Here is a 24,275-nt window from a genome sequence, read left to right on the forward strand (position 1 = left end):
ACTTGCGCAATCAGTCGCCGCGCAGCAGGTCGTTGATCGCCGTCTTCGAGCGCGTCTGTGCATCGACGCGCTTGACGATGACGGCGCAGTACAGGCTGTACTTGCCGTCGGCGGACGGCAGGCTGCCCGACACGACGACCGAACCCGACGGCACGCGGCCATACGACACTTCGCCGGTGGCGCGGTCATAGATCTTGGTCGACTGGCCGATGTAGACGCCCATCGAGATCACCGAGTTTTCTTCGACGATGACGCCTTCGACGATCTCGGAACGCGCGCCGATGAAGCAGTTGTCTTCGATGATGGTCGGGTTGGCCTGCATCGGTTCGAGCACGCCGCCGATGCCCACGCCGCCCGACAGGTGGACGTTCTTGCCGATCTGCGCGCACGAACCGACCGTGGCCCAGGTGTCGACCATCGTGCCTTCATCGACGTAGGCGCCGATATTGACGTACGACGGCATCAGGACGACGTTCTTGCCGATGAAGCTGCCGCGACGGGCCACTGCCGGCGGCACCACACGGAAACCGCCACGAGCGAAGTCTTCGGGCGTGTAGTCGGCGAACTTGGTCGGGACCTTGTCGTAGAACTGGATGTCGCCCGAGACGACCGGCACGTTGTTCTCGAGGCGGAACGACAGCAGCACGGCCTTTTTGAGCCACTGGTTCACGACCCAGGTGCCGGTGTCCTTCTGCGCGACGCGCAGGCTGCCGTCGTCGAGGCCCGCGAGCACGTGGGCGACTGCGTCACGCAGTTCGGCGCTGGCGCTGTTCGGGCTGATGTCGGCGCGCTGTTCCCAGGCGGTGTCGATGATGTTCTGGAGTTGTTGGGTCATGGTGCTGGTCTTGGTTGGAATGATTTCAGGGGTGCGCAGGCGTCAGGTGAGGCCCTGGCAGAACTGGACGATGCGGTTGGCCGCTTCCAGGCCTTCGTCGACGCTGGCCACCAGGGCCATGCGGATGCGGTCCTGGCCCGGGTTCTGCCCGTGCGCATCGCGCGCCAGGTAGCTGCCCGGAAGGACCGTGACATTATAGTCGGCGTACAGGCGCCGTGCGAAGTCGACATCCGACAGGCCGGTGCGGCGCACGTCGGCCCACAGGTAGAAGCCGGCGTCGGGCAGTTCGACGTCCATCACCTGCTTGAGCAGCGGCGTGATCAGATGGAATTTCTCTTTGTACAGCGTGCGGTTTTCCTGCACGTGCTGCTCGTCGTTCCAGGCCGCGATCGATGCCGCCTGCACCGGTGGCGACATCGCCCCGCCGCAATAGGTGCGGTACAGCAGGAAGCGCTTCATCGCCACCGGATCGCCCGCCACGAAGCCCGAGCGCATGCCCGGCACGTTCGAGCGCTTCGACAGGCTCGAGAACACGATCAGGTTGCGGTAGGGCTGTTCACCGCTGCTGCGGCCCAGCTGGTGCGCTGCTTCCAGTGCGCCCAGCGGGGGCGCGCTGCCCGTATAGATCTCGGAATAGCATTCGTCCGCCGCAATCAGGAAGCCCCAGCGGTCCGACAGCGCGAACAGGTCGCGCCAGTCGTCCAGCGTCAGCGTGGCGCCCGTCGGGTTGCCGGGCGAGCAGACATACATCAGCTGCACGCGCGGCCAGACCTCTTCTGGCACGCTCGCGTAGTCGGGCGCGAAATTGCGGCCCGGTTCCGAGTTGACGAACCACGGCGCAGCACCGGCCAGGTAGGCCGCGCCCTCGTAGATCTGATAGAACGGGTTCGGGCACACCACCAGCGGATCCGGCTTCGATGCGTCGATCGTGCACTGCGCGATGGCAAACAGGGCCTCGCGCGAGCCGTTCACCGGCAGCACCATCGTGGCCGCATCGAGCGCGGGCAAGCCGTAGCGCCGTTCGAGCCAGCCGGCAATGGCGGTGCGCAGTGGCTCGCTGCCGATCGTGCTTGGATAACTGGCCAGGCCCGATACTGCATGCATCAGCGCTTTCTCGATGAACGGGGGCGTCGGATGCTTCGGCTCGCCGATGCCGAGACTGATGGGTGCGTAGTCCGGGTTCGGTGTTACGCCGGCAAACAACTGGCGCAGTTTTTCGAACGGGTAGGAGTGGAGTTTGTCGAGATGGGGATTCACGGCGATACCAGTGTGCGCTTTTCGCTAATTTTTCATTATAGCGCCAGGAATCGCTGCCACGGGGCATACGATTAAAGTGATTTGCGGTAACATCTAACGTCAATACCCACCCGTGATGTTCACGCTGAAAGCCGATTTTCCGTGCCGATCAATTACGCGCGCAGCCTGACTGGACACGCCCGCACGCCGGGCGCCAACCGCCACCTGGGCGTGGCGCTGGCTTTCGTTGCCGGCGCCATCAACGCGGGCGGCTACCTGGCGGTGCGCGAGTACACGTCACACATGACCGGCATCGTCTCGAGTGCGGCCGACCATCTGGTGCTCGGCCAGACCGACCTGGTGCTCGCGGCGGTGGGCGCCTTGCTCAGCTTTTTGCTGGGCGCGGCCAGCACCGCGATACTCGTCAATCTCGTGCGGCGCCAGGGCCTGCACAGCGGCTACGCGCTGCCGCTGGTGCTCGAGGCAATCCTGCTGCTGGTATTCGGCATCCTGGGCGCGCGGCTCAACGACATCGATGCGCTGTTCATCCCGCTGACCGTGATGCTGCTGTGTTTCATGATGGGCTTGCAGAACGCCGTCATCACCAAGGTCTCGCACGCCGAAATCCGCACCACCCACATGACCGGCATCGTCACCGACATTGGCATCGAGCTGGGCAAGCTGGCGTACTGGAACCGGGATGGCGGCCTGCGCCAGCCGAAGGTCACGGCCAACCTGGGCCGCCTGGGCCTGATGGTGGCGCTTCTGGTCGCATTCTGCATTGGCGGCGTGGCCGGTGCGCTGGGCTTCAAGCACCTGGGCTACCTGTCGACGATCCCGCTGGCCGGCTTCCTGTGCGTGCTGGGGATTGTGCCTGTGGTTGACGACACGCTACGCGTGCTCGGGCGCGCCCGGCGGGCCGGGCACGACGCCTGAACGCAGTTTGCCGGCCCTGAGTGACCGCTCACGCAGCCTGCGCGCGCCATGCGCCTGGATTAATGCCGCTCCACTCGCGAAACGCGTGCGTGAACGCGCTCTGGTCCTGGAATCCCAGCAAAAAGGCGACGTCGGCCAGGCCCAGTTCGCGCCGCCGTAAATACTCCTGCGCCAGCGCGAAGCGCACGCCATCGAGCACCTGCTGGAAGCTCGATCCGGCCTCGGCCAGCTTGCGCTGCAGCGTGCGCGCCGACAATCCCAGTTCTGCCGCCACCGGCGCCAGGCGTGCCTGGCCATCGGGCAGCCGCGGCGTCAGCGCCGCCGTCACCCGCGCCACGATACCGTCGGCGACCAGGACGCGCTGCGCCAGCAGCCCTTCGGCATGCTGTTGCAGCACCGGGTAGAGGCTGGGGTCGGCGTTCGGCACCGGCATGTCGAGCAGCGCCACGTCGAAGGCAGCGCAGTGGCGTGGCGCGTCGAAGGTTGGCGCGACGCCCAGCACGCGCCGGTATTCGTCGTGGCCGTGGCCGGGATCGGCGTGCCGGAAGCGCATCGCCTGCGGTAGTAGCGGCCGGCCCGCCATCCAGCTGCCGAACACGGCAATGCCGGCATACACGCTTTCAGCCAGGTGACGCGTGGCGTCCGGATAGCGGCTGATCCATTCATATTGTGCCTGCGGGCCCTCGATCCCCAGCCGGCTGCGGCCCAGGTCGTGCGCGAGCGATTCATAGCGCTGGGTCAGCGCCATCGCATGGCCGAAACTGCTGCAGGCCAGCAGCAGCAGGCCGTAGGCGCTGTAGGTTGCGGGCCGCACCTGTTCGCCGACATGCAAACCGAAAAACGGATCGTTCGCCAGCCGCGCGCCAGCATCGAGCAGGGCGATGTAGCGTGCTGTCGGCAGGGTGGCAGGAAGCGGGTCGAGTGCATCGGCGGCAAGGCCGACGGCAGCGGCAAGCGCATCGTGCGTAACACCGCGGGCAAGGGCAGCATGGAGAAGCGCCTGCAGGTAGGCGCCAGTCACGCGGGCGGGATTGGGCAAGTGTGGCGTGATGGAGCAAGGCGATGGCATGAATGCGCAATACAGTTGGCGAAGCCCTGACTAGTCTGGCAAAAAGGGCAACTTGTGCCCAGTATAACGGGAAGCGTATCGATGCGGCGTTGGAACGGCTGGAGTAACGAAGTAATGGCGGTGCGACTGCAAGACCGGCCCCGGGCGTTGGATGTCCGGCCATGTGCGCTGTTTTGCCGGTCCGGTCCCGCCGGCTGCATGCGTGCCGCCTGTATGGTGCGGCCATGACGACGTTCCCGCCACCGCGCGACTGGGATGTGCTCGTGATCGGCGGCGGCATCACGGGCGCCGGCGTCCTGCTTGAAGCGGCACGCCGCGGCCTCAAAACGCTGCTGGTGGAGCAGGCCGACTTTGGCTGCGGCACGTCGAGCCGCTCGTCGAAACTGATGCATGGTGGCCTGCGCTATCTGGCGGCCGGCAGCCTGCGCCGCACGCGCGACGCGGTGGCCGAGCGTGAAGCGCTGCTGCGCGCGGCGCCCGGCCTCGTCGATGCACAGCCGTTCGCGTTTGCCAACCATGGCGCCGACCTCACGCGCCGCCTGGGCCTGCTGTCGATGCTGCGCGTGGTCGACCTGCTCACGGGCCGGCGCGAACCGCAATGGCAGCGCCAGGACGCGCTGCGCAAACCGGCCCCGGATGCGCCCGATCCGCGCAGCGCCGGCAGCATCCGCTACACCGACGCCAAGACCGACGATGCGCGCCTCGTGCTACGCGTGCTGGGCGAGGCGCGCACCCATGGCGCGGTGGCGTGCAATTACGTGACCGTGCAATCGCTCGTGCGCGATGGCGGCAAGGTGCATGGCGCCTTGCTGCGCGACGAACGCACGGGCGCCGAGACGGCCGTGCGCGCCCGCCTGGTGATCGACGCCACCGGCGCGCCGCCGGCGCCTGCCAACGCCGGCGGCAACGACAAAGCACCCCGCCTGCGCTGGCTGCGCGGCAGCCACCTGCTGCTGCCGGCCGACCGCCTGCCACTGACCGAAGCCGTCAGCCTGCTGCATCCGGTCGACGGTCGTCCCGTGTTTGCCTTTCCGTGGGAGGGCGTGACGCTGGTGGGCACGGCCGACATCGACCAGGCCGACGACGTCAACGCCCAGCCGAGCATCACGCGCCGCGAATTCGATTACCTGATGGCGGCCGTGCAGGCCCAGTTCGCGCCGCTGGCGCTGGTCGATGCCGACGTGCTCGCCACGTTTGCCGGCGTGCGCCTCGTGTTCGACAGCGGTAGCGACGGCGTATCGATCAGCGACAAGCGCGAGCATCTGGTGTGGTCCGAGCCCGGCCTGGTGTCGGTCGCGGGCGGCACGCTGACCACGTTCCGCCTCGCCGCGCGCGACGTGCTGCGCGAAGCGGCCCGCCAGTTGCCGGGCTGGCAGATGCGCACCGAGCGCGGCGCCGTGTTCGCGCGCGCCAGTGCGCCGGCGCGGCGCGACCTGCCGCCCAATGTGCTGCGCCGGCTGACGGGCCGCCACGGCGCGCACGTCAAGGCGCTGCTTTCTGCCGCGCACGCGGGCGAGCTCGAATGCATTCCAGGCACGCACACGCTGTGGGCCGAGCTGCGCTGGGCGGCGCGCGCCGAACAGGTGTACCGCCTCGACGACCTGTTGCTGCGCCGCACGCGCCTGGGCATCCAGCTGACCGACGGCGGCGCCGCCCTCATGGGTCGGGTGCGCGCGATCTGCCAGAAGGAGCTGGGGTGGGATGATGCGCAGTGGGAGGCGCAGGAAAAACGTTATATCGCAGCCTGGCGGTTGCAGCACGCGGTGCCGGCAGCCTGAGTCGTACCAAGCTTGGTTTAAATTACCGGAACACGCAACTCCAGAAGGCGTTTCCGGAGCAGTCAGAATAAATCTTCGCCCTCTCAGTCGTCATCCTGAGGAATGTCGAGCCACATCTCGTAGAGGCCAACCTCTGGCGGGTCGCTGATTTTCCCGCCTCGGATTTTCGCTGAGCATTCAAAATGTTTGAACTCAGCCAGATCGCCCTCAATGACCGCGCGTCTGAAATCTTGGGCAAGGCGAGGAGACAGGTTGCCTACAATCTCTTCGTCCAACAAGACTCTCACGCTATTTGATGATGCTGCAAGAAGCAATTGAACTTGGGTGTCAACAACTGTACCTTTTTGGGTTCGTGGACCACATACAGCTTCAAACACATTTTGATAACGTCGCGTGCCGAGCGTTTCAATACGAAACTGCCGAGGCCCACTGATAACTGGAATAATCGAGGGCGCGCCTGCCTGCACTGTCTTGTCCCTGCTCCGTTCGGGCATGCCCGCAGAGTTCGCTTTGATGGCCCGGAAATAGACTTCCAGTGCAACCAGCGTGTCATCCAACGCACGATGGCTGGAGCCTGTTTCGAGATCCAAATGCTTTGCGAGATGGATCAGTTTGTGGCTCGACAAGTCGGGCCACGCAGATCGCGCTCTGGCGAGGGCACAATGTCCGACATTTCGCACGGGCATGCGACCGTGACGTTCGATTGCGGCATTAAGAAATCGCACATCAAAATTGATATTGAATGCCACGACATCGTGACCTCCAATGAATTCGATGAACTCATCCAACACTTCTTCCATCGGTCGGCCACCTTCGCGAAGCATGACGTCGGTAATACCCGTCAGATTTGTGATGAATCGGGGCAGGGGCCTGTCGATTGCAATCAGCTTCTGCATGTGGGGATGTGATACAGCGCCTGGAACATACTTGACCGCTGCTACTTCGATAATTCGATCTTTTTTTGAACAGAAGCCTGTGGTTTCAAAATCGAAGAAGACGATTGGCTCGCCGGACTGAGGATAGTAAGAATCGAGCATGGGTAAATTATGATGATTCGACTGGGGCGGTTAGGGGGCGCGGTTGGCGATGTTGAAAAAGCTTGAGATCAGGGCACGCGGCCGCCGCGCACGGTTTCCAGCGTCGTCCCTGCCTGCAGCATCACGACCTGATTGCGTCCGCGCGCCTTGGCCTCGTACATGGCCCGGTCGGCCGAGATGAACAGCGAGCGCAGATCGTCGAACAGCGTCGGCACGATGCAGGCCACGCCCAGGCTGGCCGTGACCACGCCGGTGCCGTCGGCGCGCGGGTTCGGCATGGCCAGGCGCTCGATGTGGGCGCGGATCGTTTCACCGAGACTCGCAGCGTTTGCGGCGCTGGTATCGGCGAGCAGCACGACGAATTCCTCACCGCCGTAGCGCGCCGCCAGATCGGTCGGGCGCATCGCATGCGATTGCAGCGCTTCGGCGATCGATTGCAGACAGGCGTCGCCGGCGGCGTGGCCCAGACTGTCGTTAAAGCCCTTGAAATGGTCGACGTCGATCACGATCAGCGACAGCGGCTGGCCATTGCGGATCGCGCGCTGCCATTCTTTTTCGAGGAAGGCGTCGAAGTGGCGCCGGTTGGCGATGCGCGTGAGCGGGTCGACCAGGGCGGCATGCTGCAGCGCCGTCTCGGACTGCTTGTGGTGCGTGATGTCGTGCAGCAGGATGACGAACAGGGTTTCGTCGCCGGCCATCGGCGAGAGTCCCATGTCGATCGCACGCAGTGCACCGTCGGGCTGGTGCAGCAGCACTTCGCGCGTGCCCCGGCAGCGTGCAGCGGCATTCTCGTCCGACGGGTTGGCGAAGAAGGCGGCATAGTCGTGGGCCGCCGGCGGCTCGAGCAGATCGCACAGCGGGCGCCCGACGAGCAGGCTGCGGGGCTGCGCCAGGAAGCCTTCGCTGGCAGGGTTGGCAAAGGCGATGCAACCGCTTGCATCGACGAGCATCAGGCCTTCGTCCATCCCGTCGACGACCAGCTGGAGGCGCTCGGCCTGCTGTTTCTGGCTGTCGCTGCTGCTGCGCAGGCGCAGCTGGGCGCGCACGCGCACGCAGACTTCGGCCATCCGTACGGGCTTGGCGATGTAATCGGCGGCGCCGGTGTCGAAGCCGGCGACGACGTCATCGGTCTCGCTGCACTCGCTGATGAAGATGACGGGGATGTGGGCGGTGTCAGGGGAGCGCTTGAGGCGGCGGCAGATTTCCAGCCCGTCGAGGTCGGGCAGGCGTACGTCGAGCAGGATCAGGTCGGGCTGCACGCGCAGCGCAATGTCGAGTGCACGTTTGCCGGTGCCGGCGACGAAGGTCTGGTAACCCTGCTGTCGCATCATGTCCTGCAACAAGCCGACGCTGTCCGGGGCGTCGTCGACGATCAAAATGGCGGATTGGCGCGCCGGAGCTGCTAGCGCTAGAGCAGGGTACATCATCAGTTGCGGAAAGACCTCATCAGTGTGCGGAAATCATAACCGCAATCCGAGGTAATCAGACAACTGATCTTGCCAGAAACCCACCACGTGATACGGTTGTTGCAATAATGCAACTGAACCGTTATTGGCCCGCGGACGAATCGCGGGCCAATCGGGGTGGTATTACAGCATGCCGGCGATGAGCTTGCCCAGGATGGCGATGCCTTCGCGGATGCGTTCAGGTGGCACCGTCACGAACGACAGGCGCAGCGTGTTCGACGCCGGATCGTTGGCATAGAACGGCGCGCCCGGCACGAACGCCACTTTGGCGGCCAGCGACTGCTCGAGCAGTTTCATCGCGTCGATCTGCTGTGGCAGCGTGACCCAGATGAACATGCCGCCTTCCGGTTCGGTCCAGCTGACGCTCGTCGGGAAGTGTTCTTTCATCGCGTCGAGCATGCACTGGCACTGGTCGCTGTACAACTTGCGGATGGTCGGGATGTGCTCGTCGAGGAAACCGTCCTTGACGACTTCATGCACGACCATCTGCGTGAGCTGCGCGGTGTGCAGGTCGGCAGCCTGCTTGGCCAGCTCGAGGCGGCGCACCAGCGGCAGCGGGGCGCACACGTAACCCAGGCGGATGCCGGGCGTCAGCACCTTCGAGAACGAGCCCATATAGATGACGCCATCCGGGTTCATCGCGACCATCTTCGGCATCGGCTCGCCGCGGTACGACAGCGAACCGTACGGATCATCCTCGATCAGCGGGATGGCCAGGCGCGCGCAGGTTTCCACCAGTTCGCGACGGCGCTCGAGCGACAGGCTGCGGCCGGTCGGGTTCTGGAAGTTCGGCAGCGAGTACAGCATGCGCGCGCCCTTGGCGACGGCGTCGATCGACGACGGCACCAGGCCGTGCTCGTCGGTGTCGACGGATTTGAATTCGGGGCGGTACACCGAGAACGCCTGCAGCGCGCCCAGGTAGCTCGGGGTTTCGACCAGCACGCGGCTGCCTTCGTCGACCAGCACCTTGCCGAGCAGGTCGAGTGCCTGCTGCGAGCCGGACGTCATCAGGATCTGTTCCGGCAGGATGATCGAGCCTTCGGTCGACAACGAATTGGCAATCCATTCGCGCAGTGGCGCGTAACCGTCGGTCGGGCCGTATTGCAGCGCCACCTTGCCGGCTTCGCTCAGCACCTTGTCGTAGGCCGCTTTCATGCGCTCGACCGGGAAGGTCGCTGGCGACGGCAGGCCACCGGCAAACGAAATGATGTCCGGACGCTGGGTGATCTTCAGGATTTCGCGGATGAAGGAGCTTTGCAGCTGCGCGGCGCGTTCCGAGAACTGCCACTGGATAGGATTAGGGTTGTCGATTTTCATACTTGTCTCGCAGGAAGGGGCACGGTCGTGCCGGGCCATTATATAGAACACGCCGGGTAGGCGATCTCTTGTCGGCGGACGGCGCCGGGTCAGCGCCACCCGTCATGACAGTAAAGGAAACACCGGCGAATGTGCGCCGGTTATTGCCACGCAAACGCTGTTTTTATGCCACTTCCACGATCATTTCGATCTCGACGCACGTGCCGCGTGGCAGCGATGCGACGCCAAAGGCCGACCGCGCGTGCTTGCCAGCGTCGCCGAATACTTCGCCGATCAGTTCCGACGCGCCATTGGTGACCAGGTGCTGCTCGTTGTACTCCGGGGTCGATGCGACCAGGCTCATGAGCTTGACGATGCGCTTGACACGGGTCAGGTCGCCGCCGACGGCTTCCTGCAGCGTGCCGATCAGGTCGATGGCGACCGAGCGCGCAGCGGCCTGGCCGTCGGCGGTGGTCTTGTCGCGGCCCAGGATGCCGGCGTTCGGCGAACCGTCGGCGTTCTTGGCGATGTGGCCCGAGATGAACACGAGGTTGCCGGTCTGGACGTACATGACGTAGGCTGCGGCCGGGGTGGCTGGCGCTTCCAGCGTGATGTTCAGTTCTTTGAGTTTGTCGTAGACGGTCATGGAATTTCCAGGGTGCGTGAATGAATCCGGTATTGTACGTCGAGCCGGCGGCGCTGCCCAACCACCGGGTTTGGGAGTACCCATCTACGGGGTCACCGGCGCCGCGCGATATTGCTTATCAAAAATATCTCTTGAAATCCCCCGGCAGGGCCACATATGCGTCCGGGTCTGACCAACCCTATTGTCTTTAACGAGGAACAAGATGGCACATGCCGAAAAAGAAACCCTTGGATTTCAGGCTGAAGTAAAACAGCTGCTGCAACTGATGATTCACTCCTTGTACTCCAACAAGGAAATCTTCCTGCGCGAACTGATCTCGAACGCGTCGGATGCCTCCGACAAGCTGCGCTTCGAGGCGATCAACAACGACGCCCTGTACGGCAACGACCACGAATTGAAAATCAAGGTGGCGTTCGACGCTGCCGCCAAGACGATCACGATCTCGGACAACGGTATCGGCATGAACCGTGACGAAGTGATCTCGCACCTGGGCACCATCGCCAAGTCGGGCACCAAGGAATTCTTCAGCAAGCTGTCCGGCGACCAGCAGCAGGATGCCGCGCTGATCGGCCAGTTCGGCGTGGGCTTTTACTCGGGCTTCATCGTCGCGTCGAAAATCACGGTCGAGACCCGCCGCGCAGGCGCCGACGCGTCCGAAGGCGTGCGCTGGGAGTCCGCCGGTGAAGGCGACTACAGCATCGAGCAGATCGACAAGACCGGTCGCGGCACCGACGTGATCCTGCACCTGCGCGACGGCGAAGAAGAACTGCTGTCGGCCTGGAAGCTCAAGTCGATCATCCGCAAATACTCGGACCACATCTCGCTGCCGATCGTGATGCAGAAAGAAGAGTGGGACGAAGAAAAGAAGGAAACCGTCCTGAAGGACGACGTCGAGACCGTGAACCAGGCCAGCGCGCTGTGGGCACGCTCGAAGAACGAAATCACCGAAGAGCAGTACAACGAGTTCTACAAGCACGTCTCGCACGACTTCCAGGAACCGCTGACTTATACCCATAACCGGGTCGAGGGCCGCAGCGAATACACGCAGCTGCTGTACGTGCCGGCGCACGCGCCGTTCGACCTGTGGGACCGCAACAAGCGCGGCGGTATCAAGCTGTACGTCAAGCGCGTCTTCATCATGGACGATGCCGAGCAGCTGATGCCGACCTACCTGCGCTTCATCAAGGGCGTGATCGACTCGAGCGACCTGCCGCTGAACGTCTCGCGTGAAATCCTGCAGGAATCGCGCGACGTGCGCGTGATCCGCGAAGGTTCGACCAAGCGCGTGCTGGGCATGCTCGAAGAAATGGCGAACTCGGACGAGCAGGCCGGCAAGGACAAGTACGCGACCTTCTGGAAGGAATTCGGCCAGGTGCTCAAGGAAGGCGTGGGCGAAGATGCGACCAACAAGGACCGCATCGCCAAGCTGCTGCGCTTTGCGTCGACCGCCAATGACTCGGATGCCCAGACCGTCTCGTTCGCCGATTATATCGGCCGCATGAAGGAAGGCCAGGACAAGATCTATTACGTCACGGCCGACAACTACAATGCCGGCAAGAACAGCCCGCACCTGGAAATCTTCCGCAAGAAGGGCGTTGAAGTCATCCTGATGACCGACCGCGTCGACGAGTGGATGCTGTCGTTCTTCACCGAGTTCGAAGGCAAGGAACTGGTGTCGGTCGCCAAGGGCGGCCTGGACCTGGGCGGGCTGGAAGACGAAGCCGAGAAGAAGGAACATGCCGAGACCGAGGCTGGCTACAAGGAACTGGTCGAGAGCATGAAGGGCGCGCTGGGCGAGAAGGCCAAGGAAGTACGCGTGACGTTCCGCCTGACCGATTCGCCGGCCTGCCTGGTGGCGGACGACAACGAGCTGTCGGGCAATCTGCTGCGCATGCTCAAGGCAGCAGGCCAGGACGCGCCGGAATCCAAGCCCATCCTCGAGATCAACCCGGACCACCCGCTGGTGCAGCGCCTGAAGTACGAAGACACCACGAGCCCGCGCTTTGCCAACTGGTCGCACATCCTGTTCGATCAGGCGATGCTGGCCGAAGGCGGCAGCCTGAGCGATCCGGCGTCGTTCGTGAAGCGCTTGAACGAGATGCTGCTGGCTGGCGCGAAGTAAGCGCCTGATCGGTCAGCGTAAAAGCCGCCGTTCCCGTCACCGGGAGCGGCGGCTTTTTTTTTGATGAGCGCTGCTGGTCCACCTACAAGTGACGCACCTCGGCTGGCGCTGTATGCCAGTTGTCGTTGCGGCCATCGATGTAGCGCACCGGCGCGGCCATGAGCGCATCGACCGGTAGATCGTCCAGGCTGGCGGCCGTCACGGCAATGAACGGACCCGCAGCGACGGTCGTGAAGACATGGATGCCGCAGGTACTGCAGAACGCGTGGCCATCACGGCGCGCACCAAAGCGGTAGTCGCGCAGCATCTCGTGGCCCTGCAACAGGCGAAACGCCGTTGGCGCGACGACAAAGGCCCAGAACCGCATCTTGGTGCAGATCGAACAGTTGCACTTGACCGTGCCGGCGGCCAGGTCGATGTCGGCGTCATAGCGTACTGAACCGCAGTGGCAACTGCCGTGAAAGGTGGTCACGTCGATTCTTTTTGCGCCGTCACGTCAGCGCAAAACGCGTCCAGCAGACGCATGCCGTCGGGCCAGTCGCCATAGCCCGAATCGGTGGTGACGTGGCCGGCGTCGCCGATCTCGACCAGTTTGCTGCCCCAGGCGTCGGCAAACGACTGGGTGCGCGCGAGGCTTGCATAAGGATCGTTCGTGCTTGCCACGATCATGCTGGGAAACGGCAGCGGCGTGCGCGGGATCGGCGCCCAGTTGCCGGCCGGGATCGGGAACGATGGCCGTTCAACGTCGCTGGGCGCCACCAGAAAGGCGCCGGCCACTTTCAGGGGCGAGCCCGACAGTGCCCAATGCGCGACCAGCATGCAGCCCAGGCTATGCGCCACCAGCACCGGGGCGCCGCTGCAGCCGGCAATGGCTTCTTCCATCTCGGCCACCCACTCGTCGCGGTCGGGGTTGGTCCAGTCGCGGTGGGCCGCGCGGCGCCACGCGGGATTGCGTTCGTGCCACAGCGATTGCCAGTGCTGGGGACCGGAGTTGAACAGGCCGGGCAGGATCAATACGTCACACGTCATCTTGTTTCTCCTTGATGGGGTTGGTCGGCGCCGAGGCCAGGACTGCACGCTGTGCAGGGCGCCGCAGCGGACGCAGCGCGCGCTCGAACAGGCGCTTGAACACGTCCTTGCGTTGCTCGGTCACCATGCCGAGCAGGGCCGTTGCGAGGGCGACGGCGGCCGACAGGGCCAGCACGTCAGTCACGCTGGCGGGATCATGCGGATACAGCACGGGCCAGCCGATCAGCACCAGCGCATGCGACAGGTACAGCGTCAGCGTATAGGCGGCGAACAGCCGGATGGGGCGCGCCACGCGCAGCAGGCCGGTGAAGCCGGCGAAGCGGGCGCAGGCGAAATTGAGGAGGACGATCAGGCCGAAGGCGTAGTCGGCCAGGAATCGGTCGGCGTTGCCGAGTGCAACGTACTGCCCGAGCCAGCTGGCCCTGCCGGCTGCGCGTAGCAGTTCCTCCATGCCGTATGCCTCGTACGCCACCAGCAAGACCATGCTCAGTGCCCAGCCGGCGCGCGCCGTGCTACGGCCCAGGCTGTAACGCGCCTGCCAGTGGTACAGCGCGACGCCGGCCAGCCAGACGGGCAGCAGGAGCCACAGCTTGTAGCCCATGATGGCCAGCAGCAGGCCGATCGCCGGCAGGCGCCATGGCTGGCGCACATAACAGGCGACGCCGAACAGCACGTAGAACCACACCTCGTAATTGAGCGACCACCAGGGGCCGAGCCAGGGCGGGTACTCCGACAGTGTCCACAAGTCGCCCATGAACAGCAGGTGGAACGGGATATAAAACCAGGGTTTGGCCACCTGGTAGCTTGCGCCCATGCCGGGAACATGCGGCCCCTGGCTCAGGTAAGCGCACAGAAAGCCCAGCAGGAGCACGGGCAGGGCCACCGAATAGATCCGGGCAGCACGCGCGACGGTAAAGTCGATTGCATCGGGGCGGCGCATCTGCGTCGTGTAGGCAATGACGAAGCCGGACAACACAAAGAAGGCCATGACCGATTCACGGCCGAGCAGCGTCCAGTGCTGGGAACCGGGAATATCGACCAGCTTGAACATGCGCATATGCATCAGCACCACGGCCACCGCAGCCAGGAAGCGCACCAGGTCGAGGTACACCGAGAACGGCTGGTTGAGGGGAGTGGGAGGAGCGCGCATTGCATTAATAGTAAAGCAAAACGCCGATTGCACGATTTTTGGCCAGGGACGGATACGTCGAAAAAAAACGTCAAAAATTTTTGCGGCGAACCCTAAAGTTCCCGCGGGACCATCCGATAACAATCCCAGATAGGCAGCAAACCGCGCACATTATTCAAAAATAGTTGCGGGTTACCCTAAAGTTGGTGGCGAGGCTGCCGTAAATGGAAGAGCAGACGGCGTCGGGCAGGTTGTGTGGTCAGCAAAAATAGTGAAAATTTTTTCAAACTGACCCTAAAGTTGTTCCGCGGGCTGCCGTTAAAGAGATAAGCGGCAATTGCCGAGTGGCAAAATTGCGACAAACGCGGTTTGTTGCTGTACATCATCAAGGTGCTTTCCTGCACCAAACAGCCCCGATTTTTACGGCGGCTTCATAGGGAACCAGATGGGTTTGTCAGACAAACTCCTATGGGTCCGTCTCGTCGTTCACTGACTGAAAATACAGACTTTCTCCAATTTGAGAATAGTTTCCCCACGGTCAGAATCTATCTCATCGGCAACACAACGGCAGCCGACACAACGACTGGAGAGAGAAAATGACGATGAACGACATGATGGCTGAAATTCGCGACGCTAACCTGAGCTACCTGATGCTGGCTCAGCAAATGATCCGTGCCGACAAGGTCACTGCCATTTTCCGCCTGGGCGTCTCGGCCGACATCGCCGACCTGATCGAAGGCATGAGCAACGCGCAAATCCTGAAGCTTGCTGGCGGCAACATGATGCTGGCCCGCTTCCGCTTCGACGACAGCGCAATCCTGTCGATGCTGACGAGCCACACGAAGGAACGCAGCCTGGCCCAGTCGCACGCTGCCATCCTGATGGCCGGCCAGCCAGTCGAAGAGATCGTATAATCGTTGTCAGCGGTCTTGCTGTAAGGCCGACAGTGCCGGGAGCCGTATCGCCATGAGTAAAAAGAGCGTTGTCACCGAGGCGCAGGAAATCCAGCTCGCCATTGAACTGATCAACCTGGGCGCACGCCTGCAACTGCTCGAGACCGAAGTCTCGCTGTCGCGCGAACGCCTGCTCAAGCTGTACAAGGAGCTCAAGGGTGTCTCTCCACCCAAGGGCATGCTGCCGTTCTCGACCGACTGGTTCCTGACCTGGCAACCGAATATCCATTCGTCGTTGTTCATCAATATCCACCAGTTCCTGGTGGAGCATGCCGGCGCCACCGGCATCCAGGCCGTCATGAAGGCCTATAAACTCTATCTCGAACAAATGCCGCCGGCGCCGAACGAAGAGCCGTTGCTTTCGCTCACGCGCGCCTGGACGCTCGTGCGCTTCTTCAATGGCGGCATGCTGCAACTGGCCCCCTGCAGCAAGTGCCAGGGCAAGTTCATCGTCAATGCCCTCGACCTGAACAGCGACTACCTGTGCGGCCTGTGCCACATGCCTTCACGCGCCGGCAAGACGCGCAAGGCCAAGGAAGCCCTCGACCAGGCCCGGGCCGACGAACAAGCCGAACAGGCGGGGCAGCAGGCCGAAGGCCTGGACCCGGCCTGATCCAGCCCGCCGGCTGCCACCCTTGCCAGCATCACCTTCCTCCCCGTCGCCCCGGCGCCTGCTGGGCGCGCCCGCGATCCGGGCGCTGCTGCTGCAACTCGCCGCCTTTCCCCTGACGCTCGCCGTCGTCTACCTGGTCGCCACGGGCGGCCTGGTCGTCTCATACTGGCACGTGGCCCTGGTCCAGGGCCTGCTTGCTGCAGGCCTGACCTGGTGGCGCGGCCTGGCCATCTGGTGGCGCGCGATCCAGTTTGGTTTCCCGCTGGCGCTGCTGGCCACCAGCACGCTGGCGATTCCGCCATTGGCGTTCCTCGTCGTCTTTCTGTTCCTGCTGCTGCTGTACTGGTCGACCTATCGCACGCAGGTGCCGTATTACCCGTCCGGGCGCAAGGTGTGGGAGGCGGTCGACGCCGCGCTGCCGCAGGGCAGGGCGCTGCGCGTGATCGACATTGGCAGTGGCATCGGCGGACTGGTGCTGGCGCTGCAGCACCGCCGGCCAGATGCGCGCATCGAGGGTATCGAACTCGCGCCGCTGCCATGGCTCGCCAGTTTCGCGCGCGCGAAGCTGGCGCGCAGTCCCGCCGCCTTCATCCGTGGCGACTATGAGCGACTCGACCTGGGCGACTACGACGCCGTGTTCGCCTACCTGTCCCCGGCCGCAATGACCGCGCTATGGCGCAAGGCCGCGCGCGAGATGCGCCCCGGTTCGATGCTTTTCAGTTACGAATTCATCGTTGTCGGACAAACACCGACGCGTGTTGTGCATCCATACACAGGCGGGCCCGCTTTGTATATATGGGACTTTTAAGAGACAAACGGTGAGTTTTCGGGGTGGTTTTGCTTGCCGGACAGCACTTCTCCAGCTAAAGTAATTCCCTGAATAAACATTTTCTGAAATTACCGGTTCCGAGTCGACATGTCGCGACGCGGCGCGGGTTTTCTGGAGCAAAATCCCTTGTTAGTTATTGTTGGTTACATCATCGTCTGTGCCTGCGTGTTTGGTGGCTTTGCCCTGGCGGGTGGTCACCTCGCATCGCTGTGGCAACCCATCGAGCTGTTGATGATCGGTGGCGCCGCGTTCGGCGCTTTGTTCGTCGGTAACAGCGGCAAGGCAATCAAGGCGACGCTCAAGGCGTTTCCCAGCATTTTCAAGGGCTCAAAGTACACGAAGGACATGTACATGGAACTCATGGCGCTGCAATTTGACGTGCTGTCCAAGGTCCGCAAGGAAGGCCTGATGTCGATCGAAGGCGATATCGAAGCCCCGGACGCGTCGCCGCTGTTTTCCAAGTATCCGGCTGTCGTGTCCGACCATCACATCATCGAATTCATGACCGATTATCTGCGCCTGATGGTGTCGGGGAACATGGACGCGATGCAGATCGAAAACCTGATGGACAACGAGATCGAGACGCACCACCACGAAGGCGCCATTCCGGCCCACGTGATCGCCAAGATCGGTGACGGCCTGCCGGCCTTCGGTATCGTGGCGGCCGTGATGGGCGTGGTGCACACGATGGAATCGGTCGGCTTGCCGCCGGCCGAACTGGGCATCCTGATCGCCAAGGCGCTGGTCGGTACCTTCCTCGGCATCCTGCTGGCCTATGCGTTCGTCAGCCCGCTGGCGACCGTGCTGGAGCAGAAGCTCGAAGAGTCGACCAAGATGTTCCAGTGCGTGAAGGTGACGCTGCTGGCGAGCCTGAACGGCTATGCGCCGGCGCTGGCCGTCGAATTCGGCCGCAAGGTGCTGTACTCGACCGAGCGCCCGACCTTCGCCGAGCTCGAAGAACACATCAAGAAGAAGAAGTAAGCCGCGATGACCGCATCCGATCTTTCGCCGCAATACACCAGGGAGCATGAGAGTGGCTGACGACAACGCACGTCCCATTGTCATCAAGCGCATCAAGAAGGTGGCCGGCGGCCACCACGGCGGCGCCTGGAAAATCGCGTACGCCGACTTCGTGACCGCGATGATGGCGTTCTTCCTGCTCATGTGGTTGCTGGGCTCGACCGCGAAGGGCGACCTGGTGGGCATCTCGGAATACTTCAAGACCCCGCTGAAGGTGGCGATGCAGGGCGGCTCGGGCTCTGGCGATTCGTCGTCCGTCATCCAGGGCGGCGGCGAAGACCTGACGCGCACCGCTGGCCAGGTCAAGCGCGGCGACTCGGCGCCGGTCAGCAAGAGCTACGACCTGCAGGCGGCCAAGGCTGCGCTGGCGCGCGAAGAAGGCGAGCGCCTGAAAAACCTGAAGGCACGGATCGAGTCGGCCATCGAGGTCAATCCGATGCTCAAGAAGTACCAGAACCAGCTGCTGCTCGACATCACCAGCGAAGGCTTGCGCATCCAGATCGTCGATGAAAAGAACCGCCCGATGTTCGCGATGGCCAAGGCCGAACTGCAGCCGTACACGAAGGAAATCCTGCACATCATCGGCATGGTCCTCAATGAGGTGCCGAACAAGCTGGGGATTTCGGGTCATACCGATTCGACGCCGTATCACAGCGACGCCGGCTACAGCAACTGGGAACTGTCGGCCGACCGCGCGAACGCGTCGCGGCGCGAGATGGTCCTGGGCGGCTTGCAGGACGATAAGGTGCTGCGCGTGGTGGGGCTGGCCTCGGCCGCCCACCTCGACGCCACCGACCCGTTCAGCCCGATCAACCGGCGCATCAGCATCATCGTCATGAACAAGCGCACCGAAGATGCGGTGCGGCGCGATGCATCCACGCTGGACGTGCCGGCCGAGGACGCCGAGGCGGCAGCGACGGCAACGTTAAATGCGGTGAAACCGCGATGACCGACGCTGTGCGGGCAGGTTTGGAGAGAACACGATGACAAGAAAAAAGATACTCGGATCGCATGTCAAGCGCCTGCTGTCAGGCGTGTCGGTGCATGGCCGGCGCCACCTGACCGAAGTGGAAGCCGATCTGCTCCAGACCGAATTGCTGCTCGAAGAAGCTATCGACAAGCTCACCGGCAGCTTCGTGGCAGTGCACGCCGTCGTCGGTGCGCGCCAGGAAGCGATCAACCGCATGCTCGCCGGCGGCGTGCTGTCGCTTGAAGATCGCGTTCTGCTGGGCTCGATGTCGGACGACGTGAGCGAGCACGTGAACACGGCCATTACCAGCATGCAGTTCCAGGACCTGACGGCGCAACTGATCGAACGGACACTGCGCCGCGTCGCGGGCTTGCGTGACTTTCTGGGCACGCTGAACGACCATGGCGCAGGGATCGCACCGGACCACGGCAGCGACGAAATCGTTGACCGGCTGGGCCAGGTCAGCGTCGCGCTGGCGATCCAGTCCCTTCAGTTGCGCAGCAAGCTGCGCAGATCGGTCGAACAGAAACACCTGGAAAGTGGCGACGTCGAGCTGTTCTGACCGCGCCGCCGCCGCACCGATTTTACTCAACAACCAATTCAACCCGGGCCCGCCCGGTGTAAAAACAGCAGGAGCACAAGATGGCAAAAACGATTCTCGCAGTCGACGATTCCAGTTCGCTACGCCAGATGGTGGCTTTCAGTCTGAAAGCCGCCGGCTACCATGTGGTGGAAGCCGTGGACGGCCAGGATGGCCTCGACAAGGCGAAGCTGCAGGCCGTCGACCTGGTGCTGACCGACCAGAACATGCCGAAGATGGATGGCCTGGCGCTGATCAAGTCGCTGCGCACGTTGCCCGGCTACGCGAAGACGCCCATTCTGATGCTCACCACCGAGTCGTCGGATGAAATGAAATCCAAGGGCCGTGCTGCCGGCGCCAATGGCTGGCTGGTCAAGCCGTTCGATCCACAGCGCCTGATCGAGGTGGTCAAAAAAGTGATCGGTTAAGCCATGAATTTTGGCTTAGGCAACCACGAGCGGACATCCCCATGAGCATCGACATCAGCCAGTTTTACCAGGTCTTTTTCGACGAAGCAGAAGAACTGCTCGCCGAAATGGAGCGCCTGCTGCTGGGCGTCGATCTGGCAGCGCCCGACGCCGAGGACCTGAACGCGATTTTCCGCACCGCGCACTCGGTCAAGGGCGGCGCATCGACCTTCGGCCTGACCGACATGTGCGACGTCACCCACGTGCTCGAGTCGCTGCTCGACCGCATCCGCAAGGGCGAGATGGCACTGACGTCGAATCACGTGGACGCGTTTTTGGCGGCCAAGGACGCGCTCAAGATGCAGCTCGACGGCCATCGCCATGGCAAGCACGTCGACCACGAAGTCGTCGCCAACGTGCGCATGGCGCTGCACGACCTGGCCGAAGGCCTCGTGCCGGCGGCGCCAGTGGTCGCACCGTCCTACCTGTCGGCGCCGGCACGCGTTGACGTGCCCACCGAAGGCGCGCACCGCTACAAGATCGAACTGCCGCAAGTGGCGCAGCGCGACATCGATGCGCTGGTCGACGAGCTCGGACTGATGGGCCGGATCTCCGTCGCGCCGCTCGACGGCGGGCGCACCGCCGTCATCATCACGACGCTGGAAAGCCTGGACGACATCATCGCCATCTGCTCGTTCGTGCTCGATCCCGATGACCTGAAAATCTTCGAGGCGCCGGCGCTCACGCCCGAGCAGCGATTGATCGAGGCGGCCGAACGCAAGCGGATCGAAGATGACCAGGGCTACGGTTTCTTCGGCCCGGACGACGATATCGCCCCTGCCGCGGGCGAGCCGTCCGAAGACGAACTCGGCTACGGCTTCTTCCAGCCGATCGAGCAGATCCGCGCTGCCGCCGGCATCGTCGACAGCGCGCCGGAACCGGTAGCGGCGCTTGCCACGCAAGCCCAGAACGTGGTGGAGCACCTGGCCGAACTGGCGCTGGAAAAGAAAGCCGCGCGCAAGGATGACAAGAACGAGTCGTCGTCCATCCGCGTGTCGGTCGAAAAAGTCGACCAGCTGATCAACCTGATCGGTGAACTCGTCATCACCAATGCAATGCTCGAGCAGCGCAGCGCCGTACTCGATCCGATCCTGCACGAGCGCCTGCTGTCGTCGGTCAGCCAGCTCGACCGCAACACGCGCGAGCTGCAAGAGGCGGTGATGTCGATCCGCATGATGCCGATGGACTTCGTGTTCTCGCGCTTCCCGCGCATGGTGCGCGACCTGGCCGGCAAGCTCGGCAAGAAGGTCGACTTCATCACCAATGGCGCCGCGACCGAACTCGATAAAGGGCTGATCGAGCGCATCGTCGATCCGCTGACGCACCTGGTGCGCAACTCGATCGACCATGGCGTCGAGATGCCGGCCGCGCGCATTGCCGCGGGCAAGAGCGAAGCAGGGCGCCTGTTCCTGTCGGCCGGGCACCAGGGCGGGCATATCGTCATTGAAGTGGCCGACGACGGCGCCGGCCTGAACCGCGAAAAAATCCTGGCCAAGGCGGCGCAGAACGGGCTGGCCGTGGCCGACACGATGACGGATGCCGAAGTCTGGCAACTGATCTTCGCACCGGGCTTCTCGACCGCCGATACCGTCACCGACGTGTCGGGCCGCGGCGTGGGCATGGATGTGGTCAAGCGCAATATCACCGCGATGGGCGGCACGGTCGACATTCGCTCGGCGGCCGGTTTCGGCACGACGATCTCGATTTCGCTGCCGCTGACGCTGGCGATCCTGGATGGCATGTCGATCCGCAGCGGCGAAGAAATCTATATTTTGCCACTGTCGTTCGTTGTCGAATCGCTGCAGCCGACGCCGCAGGACGTGCGCGAGATCGCCGGCCGCGGACGCGTGCTGAAAGTGCGCGGCGAATACCTGCCAATGATCCCGCTGTACCAGATGTTCGATATCGAACCGGTGCACCGCGACCCGTCCGACGGCATCGTCGTCATCCTCGAAACCGAGGGCAAGAAGGCCGCGCTGTTCGTGGACGAACTGGTCGGGCAGCAGCAGGTGGTCGTCAAGAACCTGGAAGCGAATTACCGAAAAGTGGCCGGGATTTCCGGCGCAACCATCATGGGCGACGGTGGTGTTGCCCTGATCCTCGACGTGGCAGCGCTGGTGCGCTCGTCGCGCCAGCTGGCCGACGATCCCGTCGTTCAATAAATTCTATTTTCACTGCAAACAAAGGAATACCATGTCCAACCTGGCAAACACCCTCTCGACCGACGGCACCGCGCACGACGGCGCCGGCAGCGAATTCCTTGCCTTCACCCTGGGCTCGGAAGAATACGGCATCGATATCCTGAAGGTGCAGGAAATCCGCGGCTATGAAGCCGTGACCCGCATCGCCAACGCCCCCGAATTCATCAAGGGCGTGATCAATCTGCGCGGCATCATCATTCCCGTGGTCGACATGCGCATCAAGTTCAAGCTGGGCACGCCGGTGTACGACCAGTTCACCGTCGTGATCATCCTGAACATCGGTGGCCGCATCATGGGCATGGTGGTCGACAGCGTCTCGGACGTCACCACGCTCACGCCAGACCAGATCAAGCCGGCCCCGGAAATGGGCAGCGCCTTCAATTCGGACTACATGATTGGCCTGGGTACCGTCGACGAGCGCATGCTGATCCTGGTTGACATCGACAAGCTGATGTCGTCGAGCGAAATGGGCCTGATCGACAAGCTGGCGGCGTAAGCCACCCGTCTGCGTCGGCACGAAGCACAACAATCCGGCAGGCTCGTCGAGCCCGCCCATCGTATCCAAGAAAGTCACGCACAGTGCCGCAGCAGAAAACAGAAACCAATAAAGAGTTCGATTTCACCCGGCGTGATTTCGAGCGGGTGCGCGCGCTGATTCACCAGCGCGCCGGCATCTCCCTGGCCGACAGCAAGCAGGAGATGGTCTACAGCCGCCTGGCCCGGCGCCTGCGCGCGACCGGCATCCAGTCGTTCACGCGCTACCTGGATGATCTGGAAGCAGGGCGCATGGACCGCGAGTGGGAGTCGTTCACCAATGCGCTGACCACCAACCTAACGTCGTTCTTCCGCGAGGCCCATCACTTCCCGCTGCTGCTCGAGCACCTGGTGGCACTGCACAAGAAGGATTCGCGCCCGCTGCGCATCTGGTGCTCGGCCGCGTCCACCGGCGAAGAGCCGTATTCGATCGCGATGACGGCCTGTGAAGCGTTCAATACGCTCACGCCCAAAGTCGAGATCATCGCCACCGACATCGACACCAATGTGCTGGCCACGGCGTCCAATGGCGTGTACCCGATGGAGCGCATCGAGAAGGTGTCGCCGGAACGCCTGCGCCGGTTCTTCTTGCGCGGCAAGGGCGCCCACGAAGGCATGGTGCGCATCCGCCCCGAGTTGCGTGCGCTCGTGACGTTCAAGCCGCTCAATCTGCTGGCCGATGGCTGGCCGCTGGATGGGCAGTTCGACGCGATCTTTTGCCGCAACGTGATGATCTATTTCGACAAGCCGACCCAGCGCACCATCCTGAGCCGCTTCGTGCCGCTGATGAAGAGCCACGGCCTGTTGTTTGCCGGCCACTCCGAGAACTTCCTGTATGTGTCCGATTCCCTGCGCCTGCGCGGCAAGACCGTGTATGAACTCGACGCGCGCACGGCGTAGGAACGAAGGGCGACCATGAACAGCCAATTCGCAACCAATCTGTACCACGACCGCACGTTCGCGATCGATGCCGCCAAGATCCTGCCCGGCGAGTACTTCTACACCAAAGAGAACATGCTGATCGCGACCGTGCTCGGCTCGTGCGTATCGGCCTGCATCCGCGATCGCGTCACGGGCCTGGGCGGCATGAACCATTTCATGCTGCCTGACGGCGCGGCCGAGCCCAACAACCCGGTATCGGCCTCGATGCGCTACGGCACCTTCGCCATGGAGATCCTGATCAACGATCTGCTCAAGGCCGGCGCGCGCCGCGAACACCTCGAAGCGAAGGTGTTCGGCGGCGGCGCCGTGCTGCGCGGCTTTACCGCGATGAATGTCGGCGAGCGCAATGCCGCGTTCGTCATGCAGTTCCTGAAGACCGAACGGATTCCGGTGCTGGCCGAAGACCTGAACGACATCTACCCGCGCAAGGTGTTTTTCTTCCCGCGCACGGGCAAGGTGCTGGTCAAGAAGCTGATGCAGACCCATAACGACACGCTGGCCAAGCGCGAACTCGATTACGCCAAGCGACTCAAGGTCGAACCGGTCGGCGGCGCGATCGACCTGTTCTGAGCAACCACGGAGACACC

General features: G+C 63.2%; 24 protein-coding genes. 14 read left to right on the forward strand and 10 right to left on the reverse strand.

What is annotated here, in order from left to right; genetic code table 11:
- Positions 1-10: 10 nt before the first annotated feature.
- Positions 11-835, reverse strand: coding sequence for a 2,3,4,5-tetrahydropyridine-2,6-dicarboxylate N-succinyltransferase (gene dapD, locus IFU00_06840; GenBank protein MBD8542001.1), 825 nt, complete (start codon positions 833-835; stop codon positions 11-13).
- Positions 836-877: 42 nt separating this feature from the next.
- Complete coding sequence (locus IFU00_06845; GenBank protein MBD8542002.1) at positions 878-2,092, reverse strand: succinyldiaminopimelate transaminase; 1,215 nt, start codon at positions 2,090-2,092, stop codon at positions 878-880.
- A 141-nt stretch (positions 2,093-2,233) separates the two neighbouring features.
- Between IFU00_06845 and IFU00_06850 the strand changes: the two genes are divergently transcribed.
- Positions 2,234-3,007 carry a DUF1275 domain-containing protein gene (locus tag IFU00_06850; protein ID MBD8542003.1) on the forward strand — a complete coding sequence of 258 codons (774 nt, stop codon included), beginning with the start codon at positions 2,234-2,236 and terminating at the stop codon, positions 3,005-3,007.
- Between the two features lie 28 nt (positions 3,008-3,035).
- Here IFU00_06850 and IFU00_06855 read toward each other — a convergent pair whose 3' ends face one another.
- Positions 3,036-4,076 carry an AraC family transcriptional regulator gene (locus IFU00_06855; GenBank protein MBD8542004.1) on the reverse strand — a complete coding sequence of 347 codons (1,041 nt, stop codon included), beginning with the start codon at positions 4,074-4,076 and terminating at the stop codon, positions 3,036-3,038.
- 224 nt (positions 4,077-4,300) lie between these two features.
- Between IFU00_06855 and IFU00_06860 the strand changes: the two genes are divergently transcribed.
- Entirely contained in the window at positions 4,301-5,854 is a 1,554-nt protein-coding gene (locus IFU00_06860; GenBank protein ID MBD8542005.1) for a glycerol-3-phosphate dehydrogenase/oxidase, read from the forward strand.
- A gap of 83 nt (positions 5,855-5,937) precedes the next feature.
- On the opposite strand, the gene IFU00_06865 is transcribed toward IFU00_06860, so the two are convergent.
- The 4 genes from IFU00_06865 to IFU00_06880 form a co-directional block, all read right to left on the reverse strand.
- Complete coding sequence (locus IFU00_06865; GenBank protein MBD8542006.1) at positions 5,938-6,891, reverse strand: 3'-5' exonuclease; 954 nt, start codon at positions 6,889-6,891, stop codon at positions 5,938-5,940.
- A gap of 68 nt (positions 6,892-6,959) precedes the next feature.
- The gene (locus IFU00_06870) at positions 6,960-8,318 is read right to left on the reverse strand and encodes a diguanylate cyclase (GenBank protein ID MBD8542007.1); all 1,359 of its coding nucleotides are present in this window, start codon (positions 8,316-8,318) and stop codon (positions 6,960-6,962) included.
- A 162-nt stretch (positions 8,319-8,480) separates the two neighbouring features.
- A complete protein-coding gene (locus IFU00_06875; GenBank protein MBD8542008.1) occupies positions 8,481-9,674 on the reverse strand; it encodes a PLP-dependent aminotransferase family protein in 1,194 nt (397 codons plus the stop codon).
- Between the two features lie 163 nt (positions 9,675-9,837).
- Positions 9,838-10,299: a RidA family protein gene (locus tag IFU00_06880; GenBank protein MBD8542009.1), complete on the reverse strand. Its 462-nt coding sequence runs from the start codon at positions 10,297-10,299 to the stop codon at positions 9,838-9,840.
- Between the two features lie 202 nt (positions 10,300-10,501).
- On the opposite strand from IFU00_06880, the gene htpG reads away from it, so the two are divergent.
- A complete protein-coding gene (htpG, locus tag IFU00_06885) occupies positions 10,502-12,421 on the forward strand; it encodes a molecular chaperone HtpG (protein MBD8542010.1) in 1,920 nt (639 codons plus the stop codon).
- Between the two features lie 82 nt (positions 12,422-12,503).
- Here htpG and IFU00_06890 read toward each other — a convergent pair whose 3' ends face one another.
- The 3 genes from IFU00_06890 to IFU00_06900 are packed head-to-tail and all read right to left on the reverse strand — an operon-like array spanning position 12,504 to position 14,600.
- Positions 12,504-12,893 (reverse strand): GFA family protein, encoded by a 390-nt coding sequence (locus IFU00_06890; protein ID MBD8542011.1) that lies wholly within the window; start codon positions 12,891-12,893, stop codon positions 12,504-12,506.
- Positions 12,890-13,450 (reverse strand): alpha/beta hydrolase, encoded by a 561-nt coding sequence (locus IFU00_06895; GenBank protein MBD8542012.1) that lies wholly within the window; start codon positions 13,448-13,450, stop codon positions 12,890-12,892. The genes IFU00_06890 and IFU00_06895 overlap by 4 nt, the downstream gene beginning before the upstream one ends.
- Positions 13,440-14,600 carry an acyltransferase gene (locus IFU00_06900; GenBank protein ID MBD8542013.1) on the reverse strand — a complete coding sequence of 387 codons (1,161 nt, stop codon included), beginning with the start codon at positions 14,598-14,600 and terminating at the stop codon, positions 13,440-13,442. The genes IFU00_06895 and IFU00_06900 overlap by 11 nt, the downstream gene beginning before the upstream one ends.
- Before the next feature lie 575 nt (positions 14,601-15,175).
- Between IFU00_06900 and flhD the strand changes: the two genes are divergently transcribed.
- The 11 genes from flhD (at position 15,176) to cheD (ending at position 24,258) form a co-directional block, all read left to right on the forward strand.
- Positions 15,176-15,493, forward strand: a complete 318-nt coding sequence (gene flhD, locus IFU00_06905; GenBank protein ID MBD8542014.1) for a flagellar transcriptional regulator FlhD — start codon at positions 15,176-15,178, stop codon at positions 15,491-15,493.
- A gap of 52 nt (positions 15,494-15,545) precedes the next feature.
- A complete protein-coding gene (flhC, locus tag IFU00_06910; protein ID MBD8542015.1) occupies positions 15,546-16,145 on the forward strand; it encodes a flagellar transcriptional regulator FlhC in 600 nt (199 codons plus the stop codon).
- A gap of 22 nt (positions 16,146-16,167) precedes the next feature.
- Positions 16,168-16,953 carry a class I SAM-dependent methyltransferase gene (locus tag IFU00_06915; protein ID MBD8542016.1) on the forward strand — a complete coding sequence of 262 codons (786 nt, stop codon included), beginning with the start codon at positions 16,168-16,170 and terminating at the stop codon, positions 16,951-16,953.
- Between the two features lie 147 nt (positions 16,954-17,100).
- Positions 17,101-17,955, forward strand: coding sequence for a flagellar motor stator protein MotA (gene motA, locus IFU00_06920; protein ID MBD8542017.1), 855 nt, complete (start codon positions 17,101-17,103; stop codon positions 17,953-17,955).
- A gap of 52 nt (positions 17,956-18,007) precedes the next feature.
- Complete coding sequence (motB, locus tag IFU00_06925; GenBank protein ID MBD8542018.1) at positions 18,008-18,943, forward strand: flagellar motor protein MotB; 936 nt, start codon at positions 18,008-18,010, stop codon at positions 18,941-18,943.
- Positions 18,944-18,977: 34 nt separating this feature from the next.
- Positions 18,978-19,526: a chemotaxis protein gene (locus IFU00_06930; GenBank protein ID MBD8542019.1), complete on the forward strand. Its 549-nt coding sequence runs from the start codon at positions 18,978-18,980 to the stop codon at positions 19,524-19,526.
- Positions 19,527-19,606: 80 nt separating this feature from the next.
- Complete coding sequence (locus IFU00_06935; protein MBD8542020.1) at positions 19,607-19,972, forward strand: response regulator; 366 nt, start codon at positions 19,607-19,609, stop codon at positions 19,970-19,972.
- A 41-nt stretch (positions 19,973-20,013) separates the two neighbouring features.
- Positions 20,014-22,173 carry a chemotaxis protein CheA gene (gene cheA / locus IFU00_06940; protein ID MBD8542021.1) on the forward strand — a complete coding sequence of 720 codons (2,160 nt, stop codon included), beginning with the start codon at positions 20,014-20,016 and terminating at the stop codon, positions 22,171-22,173.
- Between the two features lie 31 nt (positions 22,174-22,204).
- Positions 22,205-22,708: a chemotaxis protein CheW gene (locus tag IFU00_06945; protein ID MBD8542022.1), complete on the forward strand. Its 504-nt coding sequence runs from the start codon at positions 22,205-22,207 to the stop codon at positions 22,706-22,708.
- An 83-nt stretch (positions 22,709-22,791) separates the two neighbouring features.
- Positions 22,792-23,646, forward strand: a complete 855-nt coding sequence (locus IFU00_06950) for a chemotaxis protein CheR (GenBank protein ID MBD8542023.1) — start codon at positions 22,792-22,794, stop codon at positions 23,644-23,646.
- Positions 23,647-23,661: 15 nt separating this feature from the next.
- On the forward strand, positions 23,662-24,258 hold the full coding sequence (gene cheD, locus IFU00_06955) for a chemoreceptor glutamine deamidase CheD (protein MBD8542024.1): 597 nt from the start codon (positions 23,662-23,664) through the stop codon (positions 24,256-24,258).
- Positions 24,259-24,275: the final 17 nt, after the last annotated feature.

It is taken from the genome of Oxalobacteraceae sp. CFBP 8761, from assembly GCA_014841595.1.
Taxonomy (GTDB): Bacteria; Pseudomonadota; Gammaproteobacteria; order Burkholderiales; family Burkholderiaceae_D; genus Telluria.

Coding starts and splice junctions, on each gene's coding strand:
- IFU00_06895 (MBD8542012.1), bottom strand. CDS start 13,450: ATGACGTGTGACGTATTGATCCTGCCCGGCCTGTTCAACTCCGGTCCC.
- IFU00_06855 (MBD8542004.1), bottom strand. CDS start 4,076: ATGCCATCGCCTTGCTCCATCACGCCACACTTGCCCAATCCCGCCCGC.
- dapD (MBD8542001.1), bottom strand. CDS start 835: ATGACCCAACAACTCCAGAACATCATCGACACCGCCTGGGAACAGCGC.
- flhC (MBD8542015.1), top strand. CDS start 15,546: ATGAGTAAAAAGAGCGTTGTCACCGAGGCGCAGGAAATCCAGCTCGCC.
- IFU00_06880 (MBD8542009.1), bottom strand. CDS start 10,299: ATGACCGTCTACGACAAACTCAAAGAACTGAACATCACGCTGGAAGCG.
- cheA (MBD8542021.1), top strand. CDS start 20,014: ATGAGCATCGACATCAGCCAGTTTTACCAGGTCTTTTTCGACGAAGCA.
- IFU00_06870 (MBD8542007.1), bottom strand. CDS start 8,318: ATGATGTACCCTGCTCTAGCGCTAGCAGCTCCGGCGCGCCAATCCGCC.
- IFU00_06935 (MBD8542020.1), top strand. CDS start 19,607: ATGGCAAAAACGATTCTCGCAGTCGACGATTCCAGTTCGCTACGCCAG.
- IFU00_06865 (MBD8542006.1), bottom strand. CDS start 6,891: ATGCTCGATTCTTACTATCCTCAGTCCGGCGAGCCAATCGTCTTCTTC.
- htpG (MBD8542010.1), top strand. CDS start 10,502: ATGGCACATGCCGAAAAAGAAACCCTTGGATTTCAGGCTGAAGTAAAA.
- cheD (MBD8542024.1), top strand. CDS start 23,662: ATGAACAGCCAATTCGCAACCAATCTGTACCACGACCGCACGTTCGCG.
- IFU00_06875 (MBD8542008.1), bottom strand. CDS start 9,674: ATGAAAATCGACAACCCTAATCCTATCCAGTGGCAGTTCTCGGAACGC.
- flhD (MBD8542014.1), top strand. CDS start 15,176: ATGACGATGAACGACATGATGGCTGAAATTCGCGACGCTAACCTGAGC.
- IFU00_06930 (MBD8542019.1), top strand. CDS start 18,978: ATGACAAGAAAAAAGATACTCGGATCGCATGTCAAGCGCCTGCTGTCA.
- IFU00_06860 (MBD8542005.1), top strand. CDS start 4,301: ATGACGACGTTCCCGCCACCGCGCGACTGGGATGTGCTCGTGATCGGC.
- IFU00_06945 (MBD8542022.1), top strand. CDS start 22,205: ATGTCCAACCTGGCAAACACCCTCTCGACCGACGGCACCGCGCACGAC.
- IFU00_06900 (MBD8542013.1), bottom strand. CDS start 14,600: ATGCGCGCTCCTCCCACTCCCCTCAACCAGCCGTTCTCGGTGTACCTC.